This is a genomic window from Skermanella aerolata KACC 11604, assembly GCF_000936425.1.
In the GTDB taxonomy this organism is placed as follows: Bacteria; Pseudomonadota; Alphaproteobacteria; order Azospirillales; family Azospirillaceae; genus Skermanella; species Skermanella aerolata.
Genome location: NZ_AVFK01000029.1, coordinates 64854 through 84228 on the forward strand (window position 1 = coordinate 64854; position 19375 = coordinate 84228).

Consider the following 19375-nt stretch of genomic DNA (forward strand, 5'->3'; position numbering starts at 1 on the left):
GATTCTCCCGGAAGGGTTAGTCTTCAACCGTTTAGTCCAGAGCCGGCGCGTCAGCGCACCAGTACGGGATGCAACCCTTGGCTTAAATGCTCGGCCCCGCTCAGGCTGCCATCGGGACGGACGACCAGATGGAGGTCCAGCCCGGGTGGAACATGACCGTCTGGCCGGGTGACGGCTCCAAGCAGGAGGTCGTCAGGCGCCAGACCGGATACCTCCGCCAGTCCGACCGGCTCCGCACCCGGATCGTGCCACAGCACGGCTCGGACTGGCCTAGTGCGGACCAGATGCGCGACGAAGCCGCCGTGAAGACCGGATGGTAGAAGGTGCTTCAAGGTGTAGTCGGCGACAGCGCTTCCGTCCCTGCTTCCATCGTTGCCGCCGGCAGGGGCATCTCCGGCCTGGACCACGCACAGGGCCGGATCGTTGCGCAGCAGTTTCACCAGACGTCCCACCGTATCGGCGTCTGCGGCACCGGAGAGCACCAGAACGACCATCGGCAGCATGTGGCCGTACTGGTCGGGATCGTCCAGGTTTGCGAAGGGGTTGCGGACAGGCAGGTCGCGGTAGCCTCGCCGGACCGCGCGCCGGGAATCGCCATCCTCGAACACGGCGGGATTGCGCCGGTAGATATCGTCGAATAGTTCGGCATGGCGCTTCCGCGCCCGGTTCATGAAGGACGCTTCGTGGCGGCGGTAGTTGACCAGCATCTCCGGGATGACCTCGCCCCGGTATCCGCGCGCGCCTAGCCTCAGCCAGAATTCCCAGTCCTCGTAACCCTCGCGCATCGCGGCGCAGAAGCCGCCCCCTTCAAGCCCGGCCTCGCGCCGGAAGACTGCGGAGATGCTGACATGGTTGTAGTAGCGCATGCGGTCCAGGTCGAGCGACTCCGACTTCCAGACCCGTTCCTCGGCGCCAGTCACCCGCAGCCAGGAATAGGCCAGGGACACTCCGGCGTTGCCTTCCATCAGGAGGACGCATTTCTCCAGATATGTCGGCTCCATCGTGTCGTCGGCGTCGAGACAGCAGATATACAGCCCCCTAGCTGCCTTTATTCCGGTATTGCGGGCTGCGGGCGCACCCTGGTTCTCCTGCCGGATGACGGTCAGGCCGGGTTCCTGGTCCGGACCTTCCAGGGCATCGAGCACGCAGGGAGTCACGTCGTCGGTCGATCCGTCGTCGACGACGATGATCTCCACGTCCCGCAGGGTCTGTGCCCGGACGCTGGCGACGGCGTCATTGAGAAACCGGCCGTAATTGTAGCAGGGGATGACCACCGACACCAAGGGCTGGCCCTGGTCGCGGCGGACCGGCGGTGTTTCCAGCCACTCGACCGGAGCGTCCAGGGGGGCTCGCGGCGGGAACAGCGTCGCGCGCACCGTCTCCTTGATCCCCTTGGGGATCATCAGGACGAGCTGCTGAAGCAGCAGCAGGCGGGTGATGGCGAAGCTCATGCCGTTGCCCTTCACCTGGCGGCCCCTGCATAGGTTTCGCCGTTTGCCCCGTCTTCGATCAGGGTGCGGTAGAGGCCGGCGACGCGGTCGCTGATGACGTCCAGCGAATAATGCCGCTCGACCAGATCGCGGGCGCCGGCGCCGAAACACTGGCGCAGGTCCTCCGACCCGACCAGCTTTTCCAGCGCGTCCGCCAGGGCCTGGACATCGCCCAGCGGCACCAGCAGGCCGGTCTCACCGTCAATCACCACTTCGCGGCAGCCGGGAACGTCGGTCGCGACCATCGGCCTGCCGCAGGCCGCCGCCTCCAGCAGGCTGACCGGCAGGCCTTCCCGGCGGGACGGCAACACGGCGATATGGGCCAGCGCCCAGACCCGCTCCGCTATCCGCTCGACATGGCCCATCCAGCGGATACCCGGCTCACGGTCCCAGGCCCTGAGCTGTTCTTCCGGGATGGCCGTGGGGTTGCGGCCGTCCTGCTTGCCGACCAGCAGAAGCTCGGTATCGGGGAAGCGGGCGCGGACCTTGCGGAACGCCTCGACCAGCCCGGCCAGCCCCTTGTCCTCGATCATCCGGGTCGTGATCGCGATCGTGACCGGACCGTCCTTGGGGAACGGAAGGACCGGATAGCGGGCGAGATCGAGGCCGGTGCCGCCGACGACATGGGTATGCTCGGGCGTGTTGAGCTTCCAGCGCATCAGCACGTCGCGGTCCGTCCTGTTCATCGTCACCAGATGGACCTCGTGGCCGGAGAAGGCGGCGCGCATGCCCAGCATGACCAGGGGCCGCAGCAACCGCGCTTTCAGGTGACTGGACGAGAACAGGTAGCCGAGACCGGCGAAGTGGTTGAGGATGCGGATGCCGCCGACGAACCGGGCGGCCAGCGTGCCGATCAGGATCGGCTTCATGCCGACGCAATGGATCAGCGCCGGCCGCTCCCGCTTCAGCAGCGTCACCAGGTCGGACGCGATGCGGACATCGTTGAGGACGTTGAGGCCGGAGCGGTCGAGCCGCAGCGGAACGACCTTGAAGCCGGCAAGCTCGATCCGTTCGCGGTCGGAACCGACATTGCAGATGATCGTGATCTCGTGGCTGCGCTCTTTCAGCCGAAGCGCCAGGTTCAGCCAGTGCAGGCAGAACCACCAGTCCTCGGACACGAAGAAGACGACCTTGACGGCAGCCTGGGCCGGCCGTTCCGTCGGCGCGCGGTATGTGGGGGCGGTGCCGGGTCTGGGAACAGTCGTCACATCCATCTTCTGCTCCGGTTACGCCCGCCGATTTTTGTGGATTGCCGTAAGTACTGGTTAACTAATGATGAACCCGTGCGTTGTCAAAGGTAACCGCAGGCGGCAAGGTCCGCCAGCATATGCGCCGGTGGTGGCGCCACCGCAGCGATCGGGGGCTGATCCTGCCTGAGCGGCAACGTTATGGAGCGGGCAAGCAGGTGGAGTGGCCCGGCCGGAGGTACGGCTGAATCTCCATAATAGGGATCGTCCACGATCGGAGTTCCGATCGACGCGCAGTGGATGCGCAACTGATGCGTCCTGCCGGTCAGCGGACGAAGCTCCAGCCAGCTCAAGCCGCCGCCGCTTCCCAGCAGCCGGTACAGGGTGGCGGCGGGGAGGCCCTCGGGGTCGGGCCTGATCCGCCAGCCGCCCGTCTCCGGCAGCACCTTCAGCAGGGGCAGGTCGATCCGTCCCTCGGCAGAGGGCGGGGCGCCGCGCACGACCGCCCAGTAGGTCTTGTCCGCTAGCCCGCGCGAGAACAGCCGTCCCAGCTTCATCAGCGCCTTCTGGTGCCGCCCCAGGACGAGGCAGCCGCTGGTGTCGCGGTCCAGCCGATGGGCGAGGGCAGGCGGCCGCGCCATCTCGAACCACAGGTCGGGCAGGAAATCGCTCAGGCTGCCCTGGCCGCGCGGCCCCGGATGGACCAGCAGGCCCGCCGGTTTGTCTAGGATCAGGACGTCATGGTCGAGATGGAGGACGCGGTCCTTCAAGCTTTCCGCCGTGATCGCGGCGGTTGGCGTTTCCGGGCAAGCTGGCGGCTGTTCGATCACGGACATGCATTCCCATACTATCCGGAACCGACACATGCAATTCGTCACCCCGACGGATTCCATGGCCGGCTGGCCCTTCAAGGCCAGCCGGCCCAGATGGGTTACAGGAAGAAATCGTTCGATGACACGGTGGTCTGGCCGGTGAGTTCGATCTGCATGTCGCTCTGGGCATCCGCATCGGTATTCAACAGGACGCGCAGACCGCCGGTCGTGGGCGAGATCGAGAAGGACAGCTGGCCGACACCCGTGAAACTGCCGGTGCCGATGAAGGAGAACGCCTGGTTTCCGGCGATGTTGGGGTTGGCGTCGATGCTGGAAAGGTCGATCTTGTCGGTTCCGCGCTGGAAATCCGTGATGATATCGCGATTGCCGACACCCGTGCCGCTGTCGAGCAGGGAATTGAAGTCGAAAATGTCGATGCCGCTTCCGCCGGTCATGGTATCCACGCCGGAACCGCCGTCGATCCTGTCGCTGCCGGTGCCGCCGTTGAGCCTGTCGTTGCCGCTGCCGCCGACGAGGAAATCGTTGCCGGCTTCGCCAAGCAGGTCGTCATTGCCCGCATCGCCGCGAATGGCGTCGTTGCCGGTGCCGCCGAGCACGGTGTCGTTTCCAGCACCCGAAAAGAAAAAGTCGTTGCCTGCCAATAGATTGACGAAGTCGGTCTGGGGCGTGCCGCTGAGAACGTCATCGCCGTTAGTGCCAGATATAAAAGCCATGTCATGTCTCCAGGGGTTGGGTTTTTGTCAAAGTTCGCTTGCGAAAGCTTGGCCTTGACCCGGCGACATTTGCGCCATGACCCAATGAATGCCGCGGGATGACATCTTCTGCTGTCGCGCGAGTGACAGGAGACAATTTTTATTTACGCCGTGCGTCGGGCGCGGTTTGAGATCAATCGGTGAACTTCGGGAGGCGAGCCTTCTGACTGCGCCTCCGGCTGCTGTAAACGAGCACGCTCACGGTAAACGAGCAGGCCCGACCTACGGGAGCGTGCTTTTGTACGCTAAAATTAACGAATATCAGACGCTGAAGCTCTCGCCGCAGCCGCAGCGGGCTTTCTCGTTGGGGTTCTTGAAGACGAAGCCGCTTTGCAGCTTGTCGTCCACGAAGTCCATTTCGGTGCCGATCAGGAACATGGTGGCGGCGGGGTCGATCAGGATCTTGACGCCCTTGTCCTCCACGACTTCCTCGAACTTCTTGACCTCATCAGCGTATTCGACGGTGTAGCTGAGACCGGAGCAGCCACGGGCCTTGACGCCGACGCGCAGGCCGATAGCAGGCTTCTCGGACTTGGACATGATCTGCTTGACCCGCTCCGCCGCGGCGTCCGTGATCGTCATTGCCTTGGGTAGCGCCATTTCACTCTGTCTCCGACTTCATTCTTCCCGATCGAGATCTTCCCGATCAGAACATGTCCAGTGCGACCTTGGCCTCGTCCGACATCATGCCGGGGTGCCAGGACGGTTCCCAAACCAGTTCGACCTTGCACGACTTGACCGCGTCGAGGTTCTCGATCACCTGCTGGACCTGCACCGGCATTTCGCCGGCGACCGGACAGGACGGCGCCGTCAGGGTCATGTCGACCTCGACGTTCCGGTCGCTGTCGACATCGACACGATAGACCAGTCCGAGTTCCCAAATGTTTACCGGGATCTCGGGGTCGTAGACCGTGCGAATCGCGTCGAGCACCTGTTCCATCAGGACTTCGTTGTCCACGACGGGCGTCTGCTCAAGAACCTGTCCACTCGTATCGTCCGGCATCTCTTCGCCTCCCCCAGCCGCCTGTCCGCTAACCGCCTGTCCGTCCATCATCTGTCCGTCGCTCATTCCGTGCTGGCCTTGGCGCCGCCCTTGAGGGCCGCATCCATCGTGTGCCACGCCAGCGTCGCGCACTTGACGCGCATGGGGAACTGCCGCACGCCGGCCAGAACCTGGAGCTTCTCCATCGCTTCGTCATCGACGCCGTCGTGATGGACGTGCTCGTGGTCGTCCTTGGTGCACATCTCGTGGAAGCTCTCGAACAGGGTCTTGACCTGCTCCTCGCTCCGCCCGACCACCAGTTCGGTCATCATCGACGCCGACGCGGTCGAGATGGCGCAGCCGCGTCCCTCGAAGGCCGCATCCTCGACGATGCCATCGCCGTTGACCTTCAGGAAGACCGCGACTTTGTCGCCGCACATCGGGTTGTCGCCCCGAGCTTCCCGGTTGGCGTCTTCCGGATGACGGAAGTTCCGCGGGTTCTTGCCGTGGTCCAGGATGACTTCCTGGTAGAGATCGCGAAGTTCGTCGAGCATCAGCCGAAAATCTCCTTCACGCGCCGCAGCGCGCTTGCCAGCGCCTCGGCCTCCTCACGGGTGTTGTAGAGGCCGAACGAGGCGCGTGCCGTGGCCGCGACATTGTAGAAATCCATCAGCGGCTGGGCGCAGTGATGCCCGGCCCTGACCGCGACGCCGGCCCGGTCGATGATCGTTCCGACATCGTGAGGATGGGCGCCGTCCAGCGTGAAGGAAAGGATGCTGGCCTTGTGCGGCGATGTGCCGTAGATCCGGATGCCGGGAATCTCCGACAGAAGCTCCGTCGCGTAGGTCAGCACGTCGTGCTCGTGGGCGGCGATCCGGTCGAGCCCCAACCCCATCAGGTAGTCGAGGGCGGCGCCCAGCCCAATCACTTCGACGATGGCCGGCGTTCCGGCTTCGAAGCGATGGGGCAGGCCCTTGAAGGTGGTTTCCTCGAACGTGACGCGGGCGATCATGTCGCCGCCGCCCTGGTAGGGCGGCATGCCTTCCAAAATCTCGGCCTTGCCGTAGAGAACGCCGACGCCGGTCGGGCCGTACAGCTTATGGCCGGAAAAGACGTAGAAGTCGACGTCCAGGTCCTGGACGTCGGTTCCCAAGTGGGTGACGCCCTGGCAGCCGTCCAGCAGGACCGGCACGCCCTTTTCATGGGCCAGCCGGACGATGTCCTTGACCGGGTTGATCGTGCCCAGCGCGTTGGACATGTGGCTGATGGCGACCAGCTTGGTCTTGGGACCCAGCAGCTTCTCGTACTCGTCCATCAGCAGGGTGCCGCTCTCGTCGATCGGCACGACCTTGAGGACGATGCCCTTCTCGGTCCGGAGCATCTGCCACGGCACGATATTGGCGTGATGTTCCATCTGCGAAACGATGATCTCGTCGCCTTCGCGCAGGTTGGTGCGGCCCCAGCTTGCCGCGACGAGGTTGATCGCCTCGGTGGCGCTGCGGGTGAAGATGATCTCCCGGTCCTCGCGCGCGTTGATGAAGCGCTGAACCGTCTTGCGCGCCGTCTCGAACCGGGTCGTCGCGGTGGCGCTCAGCCAGTGCAGACCCCGGTGGACGTTGGAGTATTCCTCCGTCATGCAGGAAACCATGGTGTCGATCACCTGGCGCGGCTTCTGGGCGCTGGCGGCGCTGTCCAGATAGACCAGCGGCTTGCCGTAGACGGTCCGCGACAGGATGGGGAAGTCCTTGCGGACTTCGTACACGTCGAACGGGGCTGCCGTCCCGGTCTCAAGTTCCTGCCGCACCTTGGTGATCTCGTTCATGTCGTTTCCTTACCCTTTACCGGCGCCCGGCTCTGCAACTCAGGAACGCTGCGACTTGAGCCAACCGGAGACGATCCCCTGGAAGGAATCGCGTACCGTTTCGATCCGGACCTCCTCGATGGCATCCGCCAGGAAGGCCGCGATCAGGAGATTGCGCGCGGACTCCAGATCGATGCCGCGAGCGCGGAGATAGAAGAGCTGGTCGTCGTCCAGCTCGCCGGCGGTGGCACCGTGGCTGCACTTGACGTCGTCGGCGTAGATCTCAAGCTCCGGCTTGCTGTCGATCTCGGCCGTGTCGGACAGCAGCAGCGCCCGGTTCAACTGGTAGCCGTCGGTCTTCTGCGCATCCGGCCGGACGATGATCTTGCCCTGGAAGACCGCCTTGGCGTTGCCGTCGATGACGCCCTTGTAGACTTCGCGGCTGGTGCATTGCGGATGGGCATGGTCGATCACGGTGGTCGTATCGCAGTGCTGAACGCCGTTCACCATATAGGCGCCCGACAAGCGGCATTCGACACCCGTCCCGTTCAACACAGGCTTGATTTCATTGCGGGACAGCCGGCCGCCGATGGTCAGCACGAAGTTGTCGTAGCTGCTGTCCTTGGCCAGATCCGCCGTGACGGTCGCCATGTGGAAGGCTTGGGGCGTTTCCCGCTGCGCCTTGTAGTGATGCAGGCGCGCACCTTCCCCGGCCACGATCTCGGTCACGAGGTTGGAGAAGTAGGTCCCGGCGCCGAGCCCGACATGATGTTCGACCACCGTCGCTTCGGCATTGGCTTCCACGACGATCAGGATGCGCGGGTGGTGCATGGTCGGATTTTCCGACCCGCTGCCGACGAACACGACCTCGATCGGCTCCGCGATGGCGACGCCCTTGGGCACGTGAACCACGACGCCGTCGGACAGGAAGGCGGTGTTGAGCGCCTGGAACGGGTTGGAGTCGGTGACCCCGACCTTGCCCAGGTACTGCTCAAGCAGACCGGCCTGCGACACCAGTGCTTCGCCCAGCGACGTCACGACGGCACCGGCGGGGAGCGTGCCAATGGAGGACAGATCCGACCGGTAGGCGCCATCGACGAACACCAGACGGTGCGACGGCTGGCCTGCCGGCATGACCGTCGGCAGCAGGTCGATAGCCACCGTACCGGCGGCGGCGGGAGCCGGTGCGAAGGCGAACTTTTCCAGCGGACGCAGGCTGGTATAGCGCCACGCCTCGACCCGAGCGCCGGGGAAGCCCTGCTTGCGGAAACGGGCGATCCCGGCTTCGCGCAGGGAGCCCAGCCAGGGCAGGGTGCCGCCGGGCAGGCCGGAGGCTATCCGACCGTAATGGTCCAGGTAGGACTGGATGGGGGATGCGGTTTCAGTCGCCATGGTATCAGGCCGCCTCGTCTACGCCGAACTCGGCGTAGCCTTTTTCTTCCAGTTCCAGCGCCAGGCTCTTGTCGCCGGTGCGCGCGATGCGGCCATTGGCCAGCACGTGAACCTTGTCCGGAACGATGTAGTCGAGCAGGCGCTGGTAGTGGGTGATGACCAGAATAGCGCGGTCGGGACCGCGCAGCGCGTTGACGCCGTCGGCCACGATCCGCAACGCATCGATGTCCAGGCCGCTGTCGGTTTCGTCCAGCACACAGAAGGCGGGGTCGAGCACGGCCATCTGAAGCACTTCGTTGCGCTTCTTCTCACCGCCGGAGAAGCCGACATTGACTGCGCGCTTCAGCATCTCGTCGGTCATGCCAAGTTCCTTGGTCTTGGCCCTGATCAGCTTCAGGAACTGCATCGCGTCCAGCTCCTTCTCGCCATGCGCCTTGCGGATCGAGTTGAGCGCCGACTTCAGGAACGTCGTGTTGGACACGCCGGGGATTTCGACCGGGTACTGGAAGGCCAGGAACACGCCGGATGCTGCCCGTTCGTCCGGCTCCAGTTCCAGCAGGTCCTTGCCCCGGTACGTCACGCTGCCCTCGGTGACCTCGTAGCCGTCGCGGCCGGCCAGCGTATAGCCGAGCGTGCTCTTGCCAGCCCCGTTCGGCCCCATGATGGCATGCACCTCACCGGCGTTGACGGTCAGGTCCAGGCCCTTCAGGATGGGCTTGCCGACGACGTTGACGTGAAGATTCCTGATTTCGAGCATCGGTTCGGTTCCGTTCGGTATCTTGTTTTTTGGGGTGGTTCAGCCGGGATTTATGGAGAGGGCGCGCAGGGTTTAGCCCACGCTGCCTTCCAGGCTGATGCCGACCAGCTTCTGCGCCTCGACCGCGAATTCCATCGGGAGTTCCTTCAGGACCTCCTTGCAGAAGCCGTTGACGATCAGCGACACCGCGTCTTCCGACGACAATCCCCGCTGCTGGCAATAGAACATCTGGTCTTCGCTGATCTTGGCGGTCGTCGCTTCATGCTCGACGCGGGCGCTGCGGTTCCGGCTTTCGATATACGGCACGGTATGGGCACCGCACTTGTCGCCGATCAGCAGGCTGTCGCACTGGGTGAAGTTGCGGGCGCCGTCCGCCTTGGGCATGATCTTGACCAGGCCGCGATAGGTGTTCTGCGCCTTGCCCGCCGAGATGCCCTTCGACACGATGGTGGACTTCGTGTTCTTGCCGATATGGATCATCTTGGTGCCGGTATCGGCCTGCTGGCGGTTGTTCGTGATCGCGACCGAATAGAACTCGCCGACCGAATTGTCGCCCTGGAGGATGCAGCTCGGGTACTTCCAGGTGATGGCGGAGCCGGTCTCGACCTGCGTCCACGAGATCTTCGAGTTTTTGCCGCGACAGGCGCCGCGCTTGGTCACGAAGTTGTAGATGCCGCCCTTGCCGTTCTCGTCGCCCGGATACCAGTTCTGCACGGTCGAGTACTTGATCTGCGCGTCGTCATGCGTGACCAGTTCGACCACGGCGGCATGGAGCTGGTTCTCGTCGCGCTGGGGCGCCGTGCAGCCTTCCAGATAGCTGACATAGCTGCCTTCGTCGGCGATGATCAGCGTCCGCTCGAACTGGCCGGTGTTCTTGGCGTTGATGCGGAAGTAGGTCGACAGTTCCATCGGGCAGCGGACGCCCTTGGGGATGTAGACGAACGAGCCGTCGGTAAACACCGCCGAGTTCAGCGTCGCGAAGAAGTTGTCCGAGTACGGAACGACCGAACCCATGTACTTCTTGACCAGCTCCGGATGGGTCTGGACCGCTTCGGAGATCGGACAGAAGATGATGCCCTTCTCTTCGAGCTTCTTTTTGAAGGTGGTCGCCACCGAAACGCTGTCGAACACGGCATCGACCGCGATGGAGGGGCTGTCGCCGGCGCCTTCGACGCCGGCCAGGATCGCCTGCTCCTTCAGCGGGATGCCCAGCTTCTCGTAGGTCCGGAGCAGTTCGGGATCGACCTCGTCCAGGCTCTTCGGACCGGCTGCGACCTTGGGGGCGGAGTAGTAGTAGGAGTCCTGGTAGTCGATCGGCGGATAGCCCAGCTTGCCCCAGTTCGGCTCTTCCATCGTCAGCCAGTGACGATAGGCCTTGAGACGCCATTCCAGCAGCCATTCCGGCTCGTTCTTGCGTGCCGAGATGAAGCGGACGGTATCCTCGCTCAGCCCCTTGGGCGCGGTATCCGACTCGATATCGGTGAAGAAGCCATACTTGTACTTCTGTTCCGTTACGGCCCGGACTTGTTCGACAGTCTCAAGCGTCGCAGCCATGCTTCTCTCCTATTACCCTCGTAGTCCGTCCGGTCCGACGGTTATCGATCAATTCGTTCTGCTCCAGCGCCGCCAGCGGTGGAAACGCCGGCACCGTGCTCATATCCGCCAAAGTCACTTCTTCCAAGGCCCGGCGGACGGCGCGGTTGACCTTGTCCCAATTGCCCCGCATGGGGCACAGGCTTTCGACGTCGCAATGCCCTTCGGCGCCATCGACGCAGGCGGTCAGTGCTATCGGCCCGTCCACAGCGCTGATGATCTCGGCGATCGAAATGCCTTCCGCCGCGCGCGTCAGGCTGTAGCCGCCGGCCGCGCCCCGATGGGAGTCCATCAGGCCGGCAGGGGCCAGCAGTTTCATGAGTTTGGCGACAGTGGGAGCAGGGACGCCGGTGCGCTCGGCAAGCTGAGGAACGGTCTGGACGCAGGCGCCGTCACGCGCCATTCGCGCCATCACGATCACCGCGTAGTCCGTCATCTTGCTGAGCTTGATCATCCCGGCGCCTTAATCCGTACCAATCTGGTACTGATTAAGTGATGAGCCGCGCTGGGATGTCAAGGTGCTTGACGGCCCGATCATACGCCTTTCGGCCGGGACGATGAAAGACCCAGTGCATTACTGGGGCATTTTAAACGTGGTTGAGTGAGTGCGACATTCCGCCGCGTCGAAGGGTGGATCAGCCCGACGGTTCCAGCGGGTAGTCCCGCAGCGGATCATAAACCACGCCGCTCCGTCCCGGACGGCTTTCGAGCAGGGTGAAATGCCCGATCGGGATCGGACCGGCGCGGAACAGTCCGCGATCCTCGATGAAGCGGCCGACCCGCTCCTGGGGGGAGTTGTGGAGGCGGGCGAGGGTCACGTGGGGCGTATAGCGGCGTTCTTCAGGCGGAAATCCCGCACGCACCAGCGCCGATTCGACCTTCTGGTTCAGGTGGAACAGCGCCTCGTTGCGCTCCACCCCGGCCCACAGGATGCGCGACCGGCTGCCGCTGCCGAACTGGCCGACGCCGTCGAGCACGAGGTCGAAGGCGGGCGCAGAGACGCCCGCAAGAGCCTCGTCTATGTCGGGGATCAGCCCGTTCTCGACCTCGCCGATGAAGCGGACGGTCAAGTGCAGGTTATTGATTTCGGTCCAGCGGGCGCCGGGGACGCCGCCGCCGAGGCCGGCGAGGCGTTCCCGGACGGCTGCCGGCAGTTCCAGGGCTACGAACAAGCGAATCATGGTGCATCAAGCCGACGAACGGCGTCTTCAAGGTCTCAGGGACAGGGGCCTATGGACAGGGGTTCGGGAGCCTTTCGTGGACGTCCTCGATCTCCTTCAACACCTCTTCCGACAGATTGATTTCGATGGAGTCGATGTTGGTCTTCAGATGCTCCATCGACGTGGCGCCGATGATGTTGGACGTCACGAAGGGCTGCCGGTTGACGAAGGCCAGCGCCAGATGCGCCGGGTCCAGGCCGTGGCGCTTGGCGATGTCCAGATAGGCGCGGACGGCCGGATCGGCGTTGACCTTGTCGTAGCGCGACTTGCGGTGGTCCAGCGCGCGGCGGGTGCCGGGCGGAACAGCGCCGTCCAGGTACTTGCCGGTCAGGGTCGCGGCGGCCAGCGGCGAGTAGGCCAGCAGGCCGGCCTGTTCGCGGACCGAGACCTCGGCCAGACCGTCCTCGTAGCTGCGGTTCAGCAGGTTGTAGGCGTTCTGGACGCTGACGACGCGGGGCAGGCCTAGCTGGTCGGCCAGCCGCAGGAAGGTCATCGTGCCCCAGGGCGACTCGTTAGACAGGCCGATGAAGCGGACCTTGCCGGAACGCACGAGGTCGTCGGCGGCGCGCAGCGTCTCCTCGATCGGCGTCGCTTCCGCGTCGTCTCCGCCCTTGTAGCCGCGCGCGCCGAAGCGGGCGGTGGTGCGGTCGGGCCAGTGGAATTGGTAGAGGTCGATGTAGTCGGTTTTCAGCCGGGACAGGCTGTCCTCGACGGCGCGGACGAGGTTGTCGCGGTCAAGCCGCGCCTGGCCTTCGCGAATCCAGCCGAATCCTCCTGGAGCCCGGCCGATCGCCTTGCTCGCCAGCACGACCTTGTCGCGGCTGCCCCGGCTCTCGAACCACGTGCCGATGATCCTCTCGGTCGAACCGTAGCTCTCCTCGATCGGCGGGATCGCGTACATCTCGGCGGTGTCCCAGAAATTGACGCCGCGCTCCAGCGCGTAGTCCATCTGGGCGTGGCCCTCGGCCTCCGTGTTCTGCCGCCCCCAGGTCATCGTCCCAAGGCAGATGGCGCTGACCTGCACGTCGGTGCGGCCCAGTCTCCGGTATTCCATGGTATTCCTTGTAGAACTTTTCAAACTTACAGGAGGCTTAAACTTACAGGAAGAGGGTGAGTACGCCGGTATAGCCGTAAAGCCGGTTGTGGGAAATCTCCCCGTTGGCGAAAAATCCCACCAGCGGAAAATCGCCCAGCGTGTCCCGGATCGTCTTCAGCTCCTGGCTATCGTCGCCGAACAGCGCCGGTCCGCGGGCAAGGCAGGACACGTAGACGCCGCCGCGCGGCGGCCCCTTCAGCCGCTTCTGGATGACGGACAGCATCCGCTCCAGATCGGCCTGGGCGCTCGCCAGATCGCGCCGTGCGAACATGATGGAGCGGCCCGGCTCGACCATGTCGCCGATGGCGATCAGCCCGTGGTTGGGATCGATGCCGACCAGATTGCGCACGAGATAGTCGCCGGTATCCGACCCGGTGATCGGCAGTGCGGCGAAGATATAGCCGGCGACCCGGCGCAGGTCGCGCGCCAGCAGCTCGCCGATGTCCTCCTTGAAGACGTCCAGCGCCGGCCTGCCGTCGATTTCGACGATGATGTTGTTCTGTGCCCTGGTGATCTTGTGGACCGGCCCGATCGGCGTGCAGCCCTGCGTCAGGCCGGTGGCGACCGGGACGTCGCTGGAGAACAGCACGCCCGACACGCCGCCCTCGATCACCGGGGCGGTGCCCGGCCGCCCGCCGAACTGGCCGTAGTTGGTCCGGGACGATGTCAGCCCGCCGACCAGGAAGCCGCCCAGCGCGTCGGACAGTTCGGGGATAATGTCGTGGGTCTGGGGATTGCGAGGATCACCGTGGACCAGCGCCAGCACCGGGCCATGGCCCTTCAGCCATTCCACCGTCTCGGGGGCGAAGCCCTCGATGCTCTCGGTGATGGGGGCGGGCAGGTGGAAGCTGCCGGGTTCGAACTGCGCCGCCATCACGGCGATGGCCGGCTTGCCGAACAGCTCCTCACCCGTCGCACAGATGCCGATGCCGACCGTCCCGACCCAGTCCTTGATGCCGGTGACGCCGCGCATCAGCGTCACGATGCTGACGGCATCGGCGGCCAGCTCGTCGGAAATGTAGAGGAAGCCCAGGTTGCAGCCGTCGACCGGCCCCAGCTTGTCCAGGCAGGCCTTGACCGTCGTGCGCCAGTCCTCGCCGGTTCCCACGGCCGATGCGAAGCGGGCGCCGGTCGGTGCGTCACGCCCGCTCATTTGCCTTTTGCTCCCGTATCGGCTGTTCCGGGAAGACCGTCGATCAGGGCGGTCAGGTGCGGCAAAATGCCATCCACCACGATCGCGACACCCTTGGCATTGGGATGCATCCCGTCCTCCTGGTTCAGCTTGGGGTCCAAGGCCACCCCCTCCAGGAAGAAAGGATAGAGCGGCACGTCATGTTTCGCGGCGAGTTCCGGATATATCGCGTTGAAGCGGTCGCCGTACTCCCGCCCCAGGTTGCGCGGCGCGTACATCCCGGCCAGCAGGGTCGGGACTCCGCGCTCTTTCATCACCGTAAGAATGGCATCCAGGTTCTCCCGCGTCGAGGCTGGATCGAGGCCGCGCAACCCGTCATTTGCGCCTAGTTCCACCACCGCGACATCCGGCTGATCGCCTAGCGCCCAGTCCAGCCGCGCCCTGCCGCCCGCCGTGGTATCGCCGGAAACGCCGGCGTTTATCACCTGGACGTCATAGCCCTTGTCCTTCAGCGCCTGCTGGAGCCTGGTGGTGAAGGCGTCGGCTTCCGGCAGCCCATAGCCGGCGGTCAGGCTGTCGCCAAGCGCCAGAATCTTGACCGGTTCAGCCGCTGCGACAGGCGTCATCGCCACTCCCAACCCCAGCGCCGCGACGGCGGTTGCCTTCGCAACCGCGTTGAAAAGCCGGCCACGCAAGCCATATCCGCTTGAGCGTTCATGAATGTCTGGAAAACCCATGGCGAATTCCGATGCTGTATCTCGGGGTGACCTGATCGTCGAATTGGCCGACGTACACCTAAAGCTGGCCAGTGCCGCCGGTCCCGTCAACATCCTGCGTGGCATCGACCTGTCGGTCGGGCGCGGCGAGACGGTCAGCGTGGTGGGGCCTTCGGGGTCCGGCAAGTCCACCATGATGATGATCATGGCGGGCCTGGAACGTCCAACCAGCGGATTGGTTCGGGTCGCCGGACACGATCTCGGCGGAATGGACGAGGACAAGCTGGCCCGCTTCCGCCGTGACCACGTCGGCATCGTGTTCCAGGCGTTCCACCTGATCCCGACCATGACGGCCCTGGAGAACGTCGCGATCCCGCTGGAGTTCGCCGGCCGCCGGGACGCCTTCGAGCGTGCCCATGCCGGGCTGGAGGCCGTCGGCCTCAAGCACCGCACCACCCATTATCCCGGCCAGCTTTCCGGCGGCGAGCAGCAGCGCGTGGCCTTGGCCCGCGCCTTCTCGTCGGAACCGTCGCTGCTGCTGGCCGACGAACCCACCGGCAACCTGGACGGCGAGACCGGTGCCCAGGTCATCCGCCTGATGTTCGATCTGGCGAAGAACCGAGGCGCCACGCTGGTCCTGATCACCCACGATCCTGCCTTGGCCGCCCGCTGCGACCGCGCGATCCGGCTGGTGGACGGCCTGATCGAGAGCCGCGACGGCACAAAGGCCAACCTGCGCCCCATCCTCGCCTCCGGCGTCTGAGAATTCCCCCATGAACAATACGCTGTCGATCGCCTGGACCATCGCCCGGCGCGAGCTTCGCGGCGGCCTCAAGGGCTTCCGCATCTTTCTCGCCTGCCTGACGCTGGGGGTGGCCGCCATCGCGACGGTGCAGTCGCTGTCCGGCGGCATCATCGAAGGATTGCGGGCCGATGGGCGGGCGATCCTGGGCGGCGACGTGGCGCTCCGCGTCCTCTACAATCCGATCGGGGAGGCGGAGCGGACCTATCTCGACTCACAGGGCCGCGTGTCGGTCGCGGTCGAGGCGCGCTCGATGGCCAGGCGGGAGGACGGCGCCCGCTCGACCCTGGTCGAGCTGAAGGCGGTCGATGACCCTTACCCGCTCTATGGCGCCTTCACGCTCCGCGAGGGCGGTAATCTTCACGAAGCTCTCGGCCAACGGGACGGCGCCTGGGGCGCCGTGGTCGAGGATACCGTCAGCCAGCGCCTGGACCTCAAGGTCGGCGACGCCGTCAAGGTCGGCGATACGACCTTCCGCATCCGGGGCACGATCGAGCGCGAGCCCGACCGCGCCGCGTCCGGCGGCTTCGTCCTAGGGCCGCGCCTGCTGATCGACCTCGATGCGCTGGAAAGCACCGGCCTGATCCAGCCCGGCAGCATGATCTATTGGAACTACAAGGTCGGCCTCAATCCGGGCACCGACCTCCAGGCTTGGCAGACCGATCTTCAGAGCCGCTTCCCCGACGCCGGCTGGCGGGTGCGCGACTTCACCAACGCCGCCCCGCAGATCGAGCGCTTCATCGGCCGGCTGACCCTGTTCCTGACGCTGGTCGGGCTGACGGCGCTGCTGGTCGGCGGCGTCGGCGTCGGCAACGCGGTGCGCAGCTATCTCGACGGCAAGATCGCCACCATCGCGACCCTTAAATGCCTGGGCGCCCCCGGTCCGCTGGTGTTCCAGGCCTACCTGCTCCAGATCCTCGTGCTCGCCTCCCTCGGCATCCTGCTCGGTCTCGTCATCGGTGCTGTGGCGCCGCTGATCGCGGCGGCGGCGCTGGCGAACGTGCTGCCGATCACGGCGCGCATCGGCATATATCCCGGCGGTCTCGCCATCGCGGCGGCCTTCGGCCTGCTGACGGCGCTGACTTTCTCGCTCTGGCCGCTTGGGCGGGCGCGGGAAGTTCCCGCCGGCGCCCTGTTCCGGGATGTCGTCTCGCCGGCCTCAGGCCGCCCGCGCGGCCTCTATCTGGCGGCTGGCCTGCTCTCGGGGGCCGCTCTCGCGGCGCTGGCGATCGTGACGGCACAGGAAAAGGCCTTCGCGGCATGGTTCGTCGGCGGTGCGTTCCTGACGCTGCTGGCCTTCCGGTTCGCCGCAACGGGGGTCACCTGGGGAGCTGCCCGCGTCGGCAGGCCGCGCAATCCGGGCTTCCGGCTGGCACTCGCCAACCTGCACCGGCCGGGCAACCCGACCGGCAGCGTCGTCCTGTCGCTCGGCCTTGGCCTGACCGTGCTGGTCGCCATCGCCCTGATCGAGGGCAATTTTTCCGCCCGCGTCAACGAGAGCATCCCAAAGAACGCGCCCGCCTATTTCTTCATCGATATCCAGCCGAACCAGCGCGCCGACTTCAACAGCACCGTTCTCGGCGTCAGCGGGGCCAGCGACCTGCGGGAGGTCCCGATGCTGCGCGGCCGGATCTCCCAGGCGAACGGCGTGGAGGCCGAAAAGGCGCTGGTCAACCCCGAGCATGCCTGGGTGCTGCGCGGCGATCGGGGCGTCACATATTCCGGCCCGCCGCCGGAGGATGCCGAGATCACCGCCGGGCAGTGGTGGCCTGACGACTATAAGGGCAAGCCGCTGGTGTCGATCTATGCCGACATCGCCGACGCCTTCGGCATCGGCCTGGGCGACACGCTGACCGTCAACGTGCTGGGCCGCGACATCACGGCCGAGGTGGCGAGCATCCGCGCCATCGACTTCTCCACCATGAACATCAACTTCACGATCATCTTCTCCCCCGGCGTGCTGGAAGGGGCGCCTCAGACCTTCCTCGCCACCGTCCGGGCGACGCCGGAGGCGGAGCCTTTGATCCAGCGCGCCGTCACCGACAAGTTCGGCAACATCACGTCGGTTCGGGTCCGCGACGCGCTGGATACCGTCAACGAGCTGCTCGGCAATATCGGGACCGCAGTCCGCGTCACGGCGGCGATCACGCTGCTGGCCGGGACGCTGGTGCTGGCGGGAGCGGTCGCCGCCGGCCACAGGCGGCGGGTCTACGACGCCGTCGTGCTGAAGGTGCTGGGCGCCACCCGCGCCGACGTGCTCAAGGCCTTCCTGGTCGAATACGGCCTGCTCGGCCTCATCACGGCCGCGATTTCCGGCGCCATCGGCACTCTGACCGCCTGGGCGGTGCTGGTCCACGTGATGGACTGGGAATGGACCTTCCTGCCGTCGGCGGTGCTGTCCACCGCCGTCATCTGCACCGCGATCACTCTGGCTTTCGGCTTCATCGGCACGTGGCGGGCGCTCGGCCAGCCGGCGGCGCCGCTGCTGCGGAACGATTGAAGCCGGTGCCGATACCAGTCCCGAAAATTTTTCGGGATTAAAACGGAAACTCGTTCGTACACCTGCACACCAGGATATAAACCTTGGGCGTCAAAGGGTTACGGATGAAGAACCGGATGGTCCCGGCATCCGATTTCCATTGAATTGCTCGGCGATCTCCCCAATATCCTGTGTCAGGTTAAAACTGCCTTTCGGATCGAGGATCACATGGCAAACGGACTGTTCAATCGGTACGCGACCCCCGGCCGCGCGGTCGATCAGGCCCAGTACGACGAAGGCCTGCGCCAGCATATGCTGAGCGTGTACAATTACATGTCGATCGGTCTGGGCCTGACCGGCGTGGTGGCTTTCGTTACCGCCATGCTGGCCATGTCCAACCCGGCCTTCGCACAGGTGATGTACGGCTCCCCGCTGAAGTGGGTGGTGATGCTGGCCCCGCTGGGCTTCGTGTTCTTCCTGTCGGCCAAAATCCACTCTATGTCGATGTCGGCCGCCCAGACGACCTTCTGGGCCTTCGCGGCCGTCATGGGCCTGTCGCTGTCGTCCATCTTCCTGGTCTATACCGGCGCCAGCATCGCCCGCGTGTTCTTCATCACCGGTGCTACATTCGGCGCGATGAGCTTGTGGGGATACACGACCAAGCGCGACCTGTCGGGCATGGGCTCGTTCCTGCTGATGGGCCTGATCGGCATCATCGTCGCGAGCGTGGTCAACATCTTCCTGGCGTCTTCCGCGCTACAGTTCGCCGTGTCGGTGATCGGCGTGCTGATCTTCACGGGCCTGACCGCCTATGATACCCAGCGCATCAAGGAAGAATACAGCGAAGGTTACGGCTCCGAGTCGCTCGGCAAGATGGCCCTGATGGGCGCCCTGTCGCTGTATCTGAACTTCATCAACCTGTTCACGATGCTGCTTCACCTCTTCGGCCAGCGCGAATAAGCTCCTCCGGCTTCAGCGACTGGATACGGACGAAACCCAGGCCTCGCGGCCTGGGTTTTTTCGTATCGGCTGCCATGCATCACAAGGTGGCGCGCGCGGTGGCGGTTTATTCCTTCCTGGAGATATTCTAGACTAAAGGCCGGGTCGGATTATAACTTAGGTCCGGTTTTTCCCGCTCAACGT

Annotated in this window: 19 protein-coding genes; 3 read left to right on the top strand and 16 right to left on the bottom strand. The window is 64.9% G+C overall.

The window, feature by feature from the left end; all coding sequences use genetic code 11:
• Nucleotides 1-50: 50 nt before the first annotated feature.
• The 16 genes from N826_RS40550 to N826_RS27310 all read right to left on the bottom strand — a co-directional run bounded on the left by N826_RS40550 (nt 51) and on the right by N826_RS27310 (nt 14930).
• Nucleotides 51-1451, bottom strand: a complete 1401-nt coding sequence (locus N826_RS40550; protein ID WP_147040181.1) for a glycosyltransferase family 2 protein — start codon at nt 1449-1451, stop codon at nt 51-53.
• An 11-nt stretch (nt 1452-1462) separates the two neighbouring features.
• Entirely contained in the window at nt 1463-2704 is a 1242-nt protein-coding gene (locus N826_RS27240) for a glycosyltransferase family 4 protein (protein ID WP_052832137.1), read from the bottom strand.
• A gap of 77 nt (nt 2705-2781) precedes the next feature.
• Nucleotides 2782-3513 carry an RluA family pseudouridine synthase gene (locus N826_RS27245; RefSeq protein ID WP_044433970.1) on the bottom strand — a complete coding sequence of 244 codons (732 nt, stop codon included), beginning with the start codon at nt 3511-3513 and terminating at the stop codon, nt 2782-2784.
• A gap of 95 nt (nt 3514-3608) precedes the next feature.
• Complete coding sequence (locus N826_RS27250) at nt 3609-4223, bottom strand: M10 family metallopeptidase C-terminal domain-containing protein (protein ID WP_052832140.1); 615 nt, start codon at nt 4221-4223, stop codon at nt 3609-3611.
• 300 nt (nt 4224-4523) lie between these two features.
• Nucleotides 4524-4862 (bottom strand): HesB/IscA family protein, encoded by a 339-nt coding sequence (locus N826_RS27255; protein WP_044433972.1) that lies wholly within the window; start codon nt 4860-4862, stop codon nt 4524-4526.
• A gap of 46 nt (nt 4863-4908) precedes the next feature.
• Nucleotides 4909-5331: an SUF system Fe-S cluster assembly protein gene (locus N826_RS27260; RefSeq protein WP_244619443.1), complete on the bottom strand. Its 423-nt coding sequence runs from the start codon at nt 5329-5331 to the stop codon at nt 4909-4911.
• A complete protein-coding gene (sufU, locus tag N826_RS27265; RefSeq protein ID WP_044433974.1) occupies nt 5328-5798 on the bottom strand; it encodes a Fe-S cluster assembly sulfur transfer protein SufU in 471 nt (156 codons plus the stop codon). Before sufU ends, N826_RS27260 begins: the two co-directional genes overlap by 4 nt.
• The gene (locus N826_RS27270) at nt 5798-7066 is read right to left on the bottom strand and encodes a cysteine desulfurase (RefSeq protein WP_044433977.1); all 1269 of its coding nucleotides are present in this window, start codon (nt 7064-7066) and stop codon (nt 5798-5800) included. Before N826_RS27270 ends, sufU begins: the two co-directional genes overlap by 1 nt.
• Before the next feature lie 39 nt (nt 7067-7105).
• The gene (gene sufD, locus N826_RS27275; RefSeq protein WP_044433979.1) at nt 7106-8437 is read right to left on the bottom strand and encodes a Fe-S cluster assembly protein SufD; all 1332 of its coding nucleotides are present in this window, start codon (nt 8435-8437) and stop codon (nt 7106-7108) included.
• Between the two features lie 4 nt (nt 8438-8441).
• A complete protein-coding gene (sufC, locus tag N826_RS27280; protein ID WP_044433981.1) occupies nt 8442-9194 on the bottom strand; it encodes a Fe-S cluster assembly ATPase SufC in 753 nt (250 codons plus the stop codon).
• 72 nt (nt 9195-9266) lie between these two features.
• Nucleotides 9267-10748, bottom strand: coding sequence for a Fe-S cluster assembly protein SufB (gene sufB, locus N826_RS27285; protein ID WP_044433983.1), 1482 nt, complete (start codon nt 10746-10748; stop codon nt 9267-9269).
• Nucleotides 10732-11241, bottom strand: coding sequence for an SUF system Fe-S cluster assembly regulator (locus N826_RS27290; protein ID WP_044433985.1), 510 nt, complete (start codon nt 11239-11241; stop codon nt 10732-10734). Before N826_RS27290 ends, sufB begins: the two co-directional genes overlap by 17 nt.
• A gap of 181 nt (nt 11242-11422) precedes the next feature.
• Nucleotides 11423-11968, bottom strand: coding sequence for an RNA 2',3'-cyclic phosphodiesterase (gene thpR / locus N826_RS27295; protein WP_052832142.1), 546 nt, complete (start codon nt 11966-11968; stop codon nt 11423-11425).
• Between the two features lie 49 nt (nt 11969-12017).
• The gene (locus N826_RS27300) at nt 12018-13061 is read right to left on the bottom strand and encodes an NADP(H)-dependent aldo-keto reductase (RefSeq protein WP_044433987.1); all 1044 of its coding nucleotides are present in this window, start codon (nt 13059-13061) and stop codon (nt 12018-12020) included.
• Between the two features lie 43 nt (nt 13062-13104).
• A complete protein-coding gene (locus tag N826_RS27305) occupies nt 13105-14256 on the bottom strand; it encodes an FIST signal transduction protein (protein ID WP_044433989.1) in 1152 nt (383 codons plus the stop codon).
• The gene (locus N826_RS27310; RefSeq protein ID WP_308518126.1) at nt 14253-14930 is read right to left on the bottom strand and encodes an arylesterase; all 678 of its coding nucleotides are present in this window, start codon (nt 14928-14930) and stop codon (nt 14253-14255) included. The genes N826_RS27305 and N826_RS27310 overlap by 4 nt, the downstream gene beginning before the upstream one ends.
• A 40-nt stretch (nt 14931-14970) precedes the next feature.
• On the opposite strand from N826_RS27310, the gene N826_RS27315 reads away from it, so the two are divergent.
• From N826_RS27315 to N826_RS27325, 3 genes are all read left to right on the top strand, one after another.
• Nucleotides 14971-15714 carry an ABC transporter ATP-binding protein gene (locus tag N826_RS27315; RefSeq protein ID WP_084721226.1) on the top strand — a complete coding sequence of 248 codons (744 nt, stop codon included), beginning with the start codon at nt 14971-14973 and terminating at the stop codon, nt 15712-15714.
• 10 nt (nt 15715-15724) lie between these two features.
• Nucleotides 15725-18253, top strand: coding sequence for an ABC transporter permease (locus tag N826_RS27320; RefSeq protein ID WP_044433995.1), 2529 nt, complete (start codon nt 15725-15727; stop codon nt 18251-18253).
• 207 nt (nt 18254-18460) lie between these two features.
• Nucleotides 18461-19192: a Bax inhibitor-1/YccA family protein gene (locus N826_RS27325; protein ID WP_044433997.1), complete on the top strand. Its 732-nt coding sequence runs from the start codon at nt 18461-18463 to the stop codon at nt 19190-19192.
• Nucleotides 19193-19375 lie beyond the last annotated feature (183 nt).

Excerpts from the sequence above, each read along its gene's own strand:
- N826_RS27245 (WP_044433970.1), bottom strand. The coding sequence starts at position 3,513 with ATGTCCGTGATCGAACAGCCGCCAGCTTGCCCGGAAACGCCAACCGCC.
- N826_RS27260 (WP_244619443.1), bottom strand. The coding sequence starts at position 5,331 with ATGAGCGACGGACAGATGATGGACGGACAGGCGGTTAGCGGACAGGCG.
- sufU (WP_044433974.1), bottom strand. The coding sequence starts at position 5,798 with ATGCTCGACGAACTTCGCGATCTCTACCAGGAAGTCATCCTGGACCAC.
- thpR (WP_052832142.1), bottom strand. The coding sequence starts at position 11,968 with ATGATTCGCTTGTTCGTAGCCCTGGAACTGCCGGCAGCCGTCCGGGAA.
- N826_RS40550 (WP_147040181.1), bottom strand. The coding sequence starts at position 1,451 with ATGAGCTTCGCCATCACCCGCCTGCTGCTGCTTCAGCAGCTCGTCCTG.
- N826_RS27255 (WP_044433972.1), bottom strand. The coding sequence starts at position 4,862 with ATGGCGCTACCCAAGGCAATGACGATCACGGACGCCGCGGCGGAGCGG.
- N826_RS27300 (WP_044433987.1), bottom strand. The coding sequence starts at position 13,061 with ATGGAATACCGGAGACTGGGCCGCACCGACGTGCAGGTCAGCGCCATC.
- N826_RS27320 (WP_044433995.1), top strand. The coding sequence starts at position 15,725 with ATGAACAATACGCTGTCGATCGCCTGGACCATCGCCCGGCGCGAGCTT.
- sufD (WP_044433979.1), bottom strand. The coding sequence starts at position 8,437 with ATGGCGACTGAAACCGCATCCCCCATCCAGTCCTACCTGGACCATTAC.
- N826_RS27305 (WP_044433989.1), bottom strand. The coding sequence starts at position 14,256 with ATGAGCGGGCGTGACGCACCGACCGGCGCCCGCTTCGCATCGGCCGTG.
- N826_RS27325 (WP_044433997.1), top strand. The coding sequence starts at position 18,461 with ATGGCAAACGGACTGTTCAATCGGTACGCGACCCCCGGCCGCGCGGTC.
- N826_RS27290 (WP_044433985.1), bottom strand. The coding sequence starts at position 11,241 with ATGATCAAGCTCAGCAAGATGACGGACTACGCGGTGATCGTGATGGCG.
- N826_RS27240 (WP_052832137.1), bottom strand. The coding sequence starts at position 2,704 with ATGGATGTGACGACTGTTCCCAGACCCGGCACCGCCCCCACATACCGC.
- sufB (WP_044433983.1), bottom strand. The coding sequence starts at position 10,748 with ATGGCTGCGACGCTTGAGACTGTCGAACAAGTCCGGGCCGTAACGGAA.
- N826_RS27315 (WP_084721226.1), top strand. The coding sequence starts at position 14,971 with ATGGCGAATTCCGATGCTGTATCTCGGGGTGACCTGATCGTCGAATTG.
- N826_RS27270 (WP_044433977.1), bottom strand. The coding sequence starts at position 7,066 with ATGAACGAGATCACCAAGGTGCGGCAGGAACTTGAGACCGGGACGGCA.
- sufC (WP_044433981.1), bottom strand. The coding sequence starts at position 9,194 with ATGCTCGAAATCAGGAATCTTCACGTCAACGTCGTCGGCAAGCCCATC.
- N826_RS27250 (WP_052832140.1), bottom strand. The coding sequence starts at position 4,223 with ATGGCTTTTATATCTGGCACTAACGGCGATGACGTTCTCAGCGGCACG.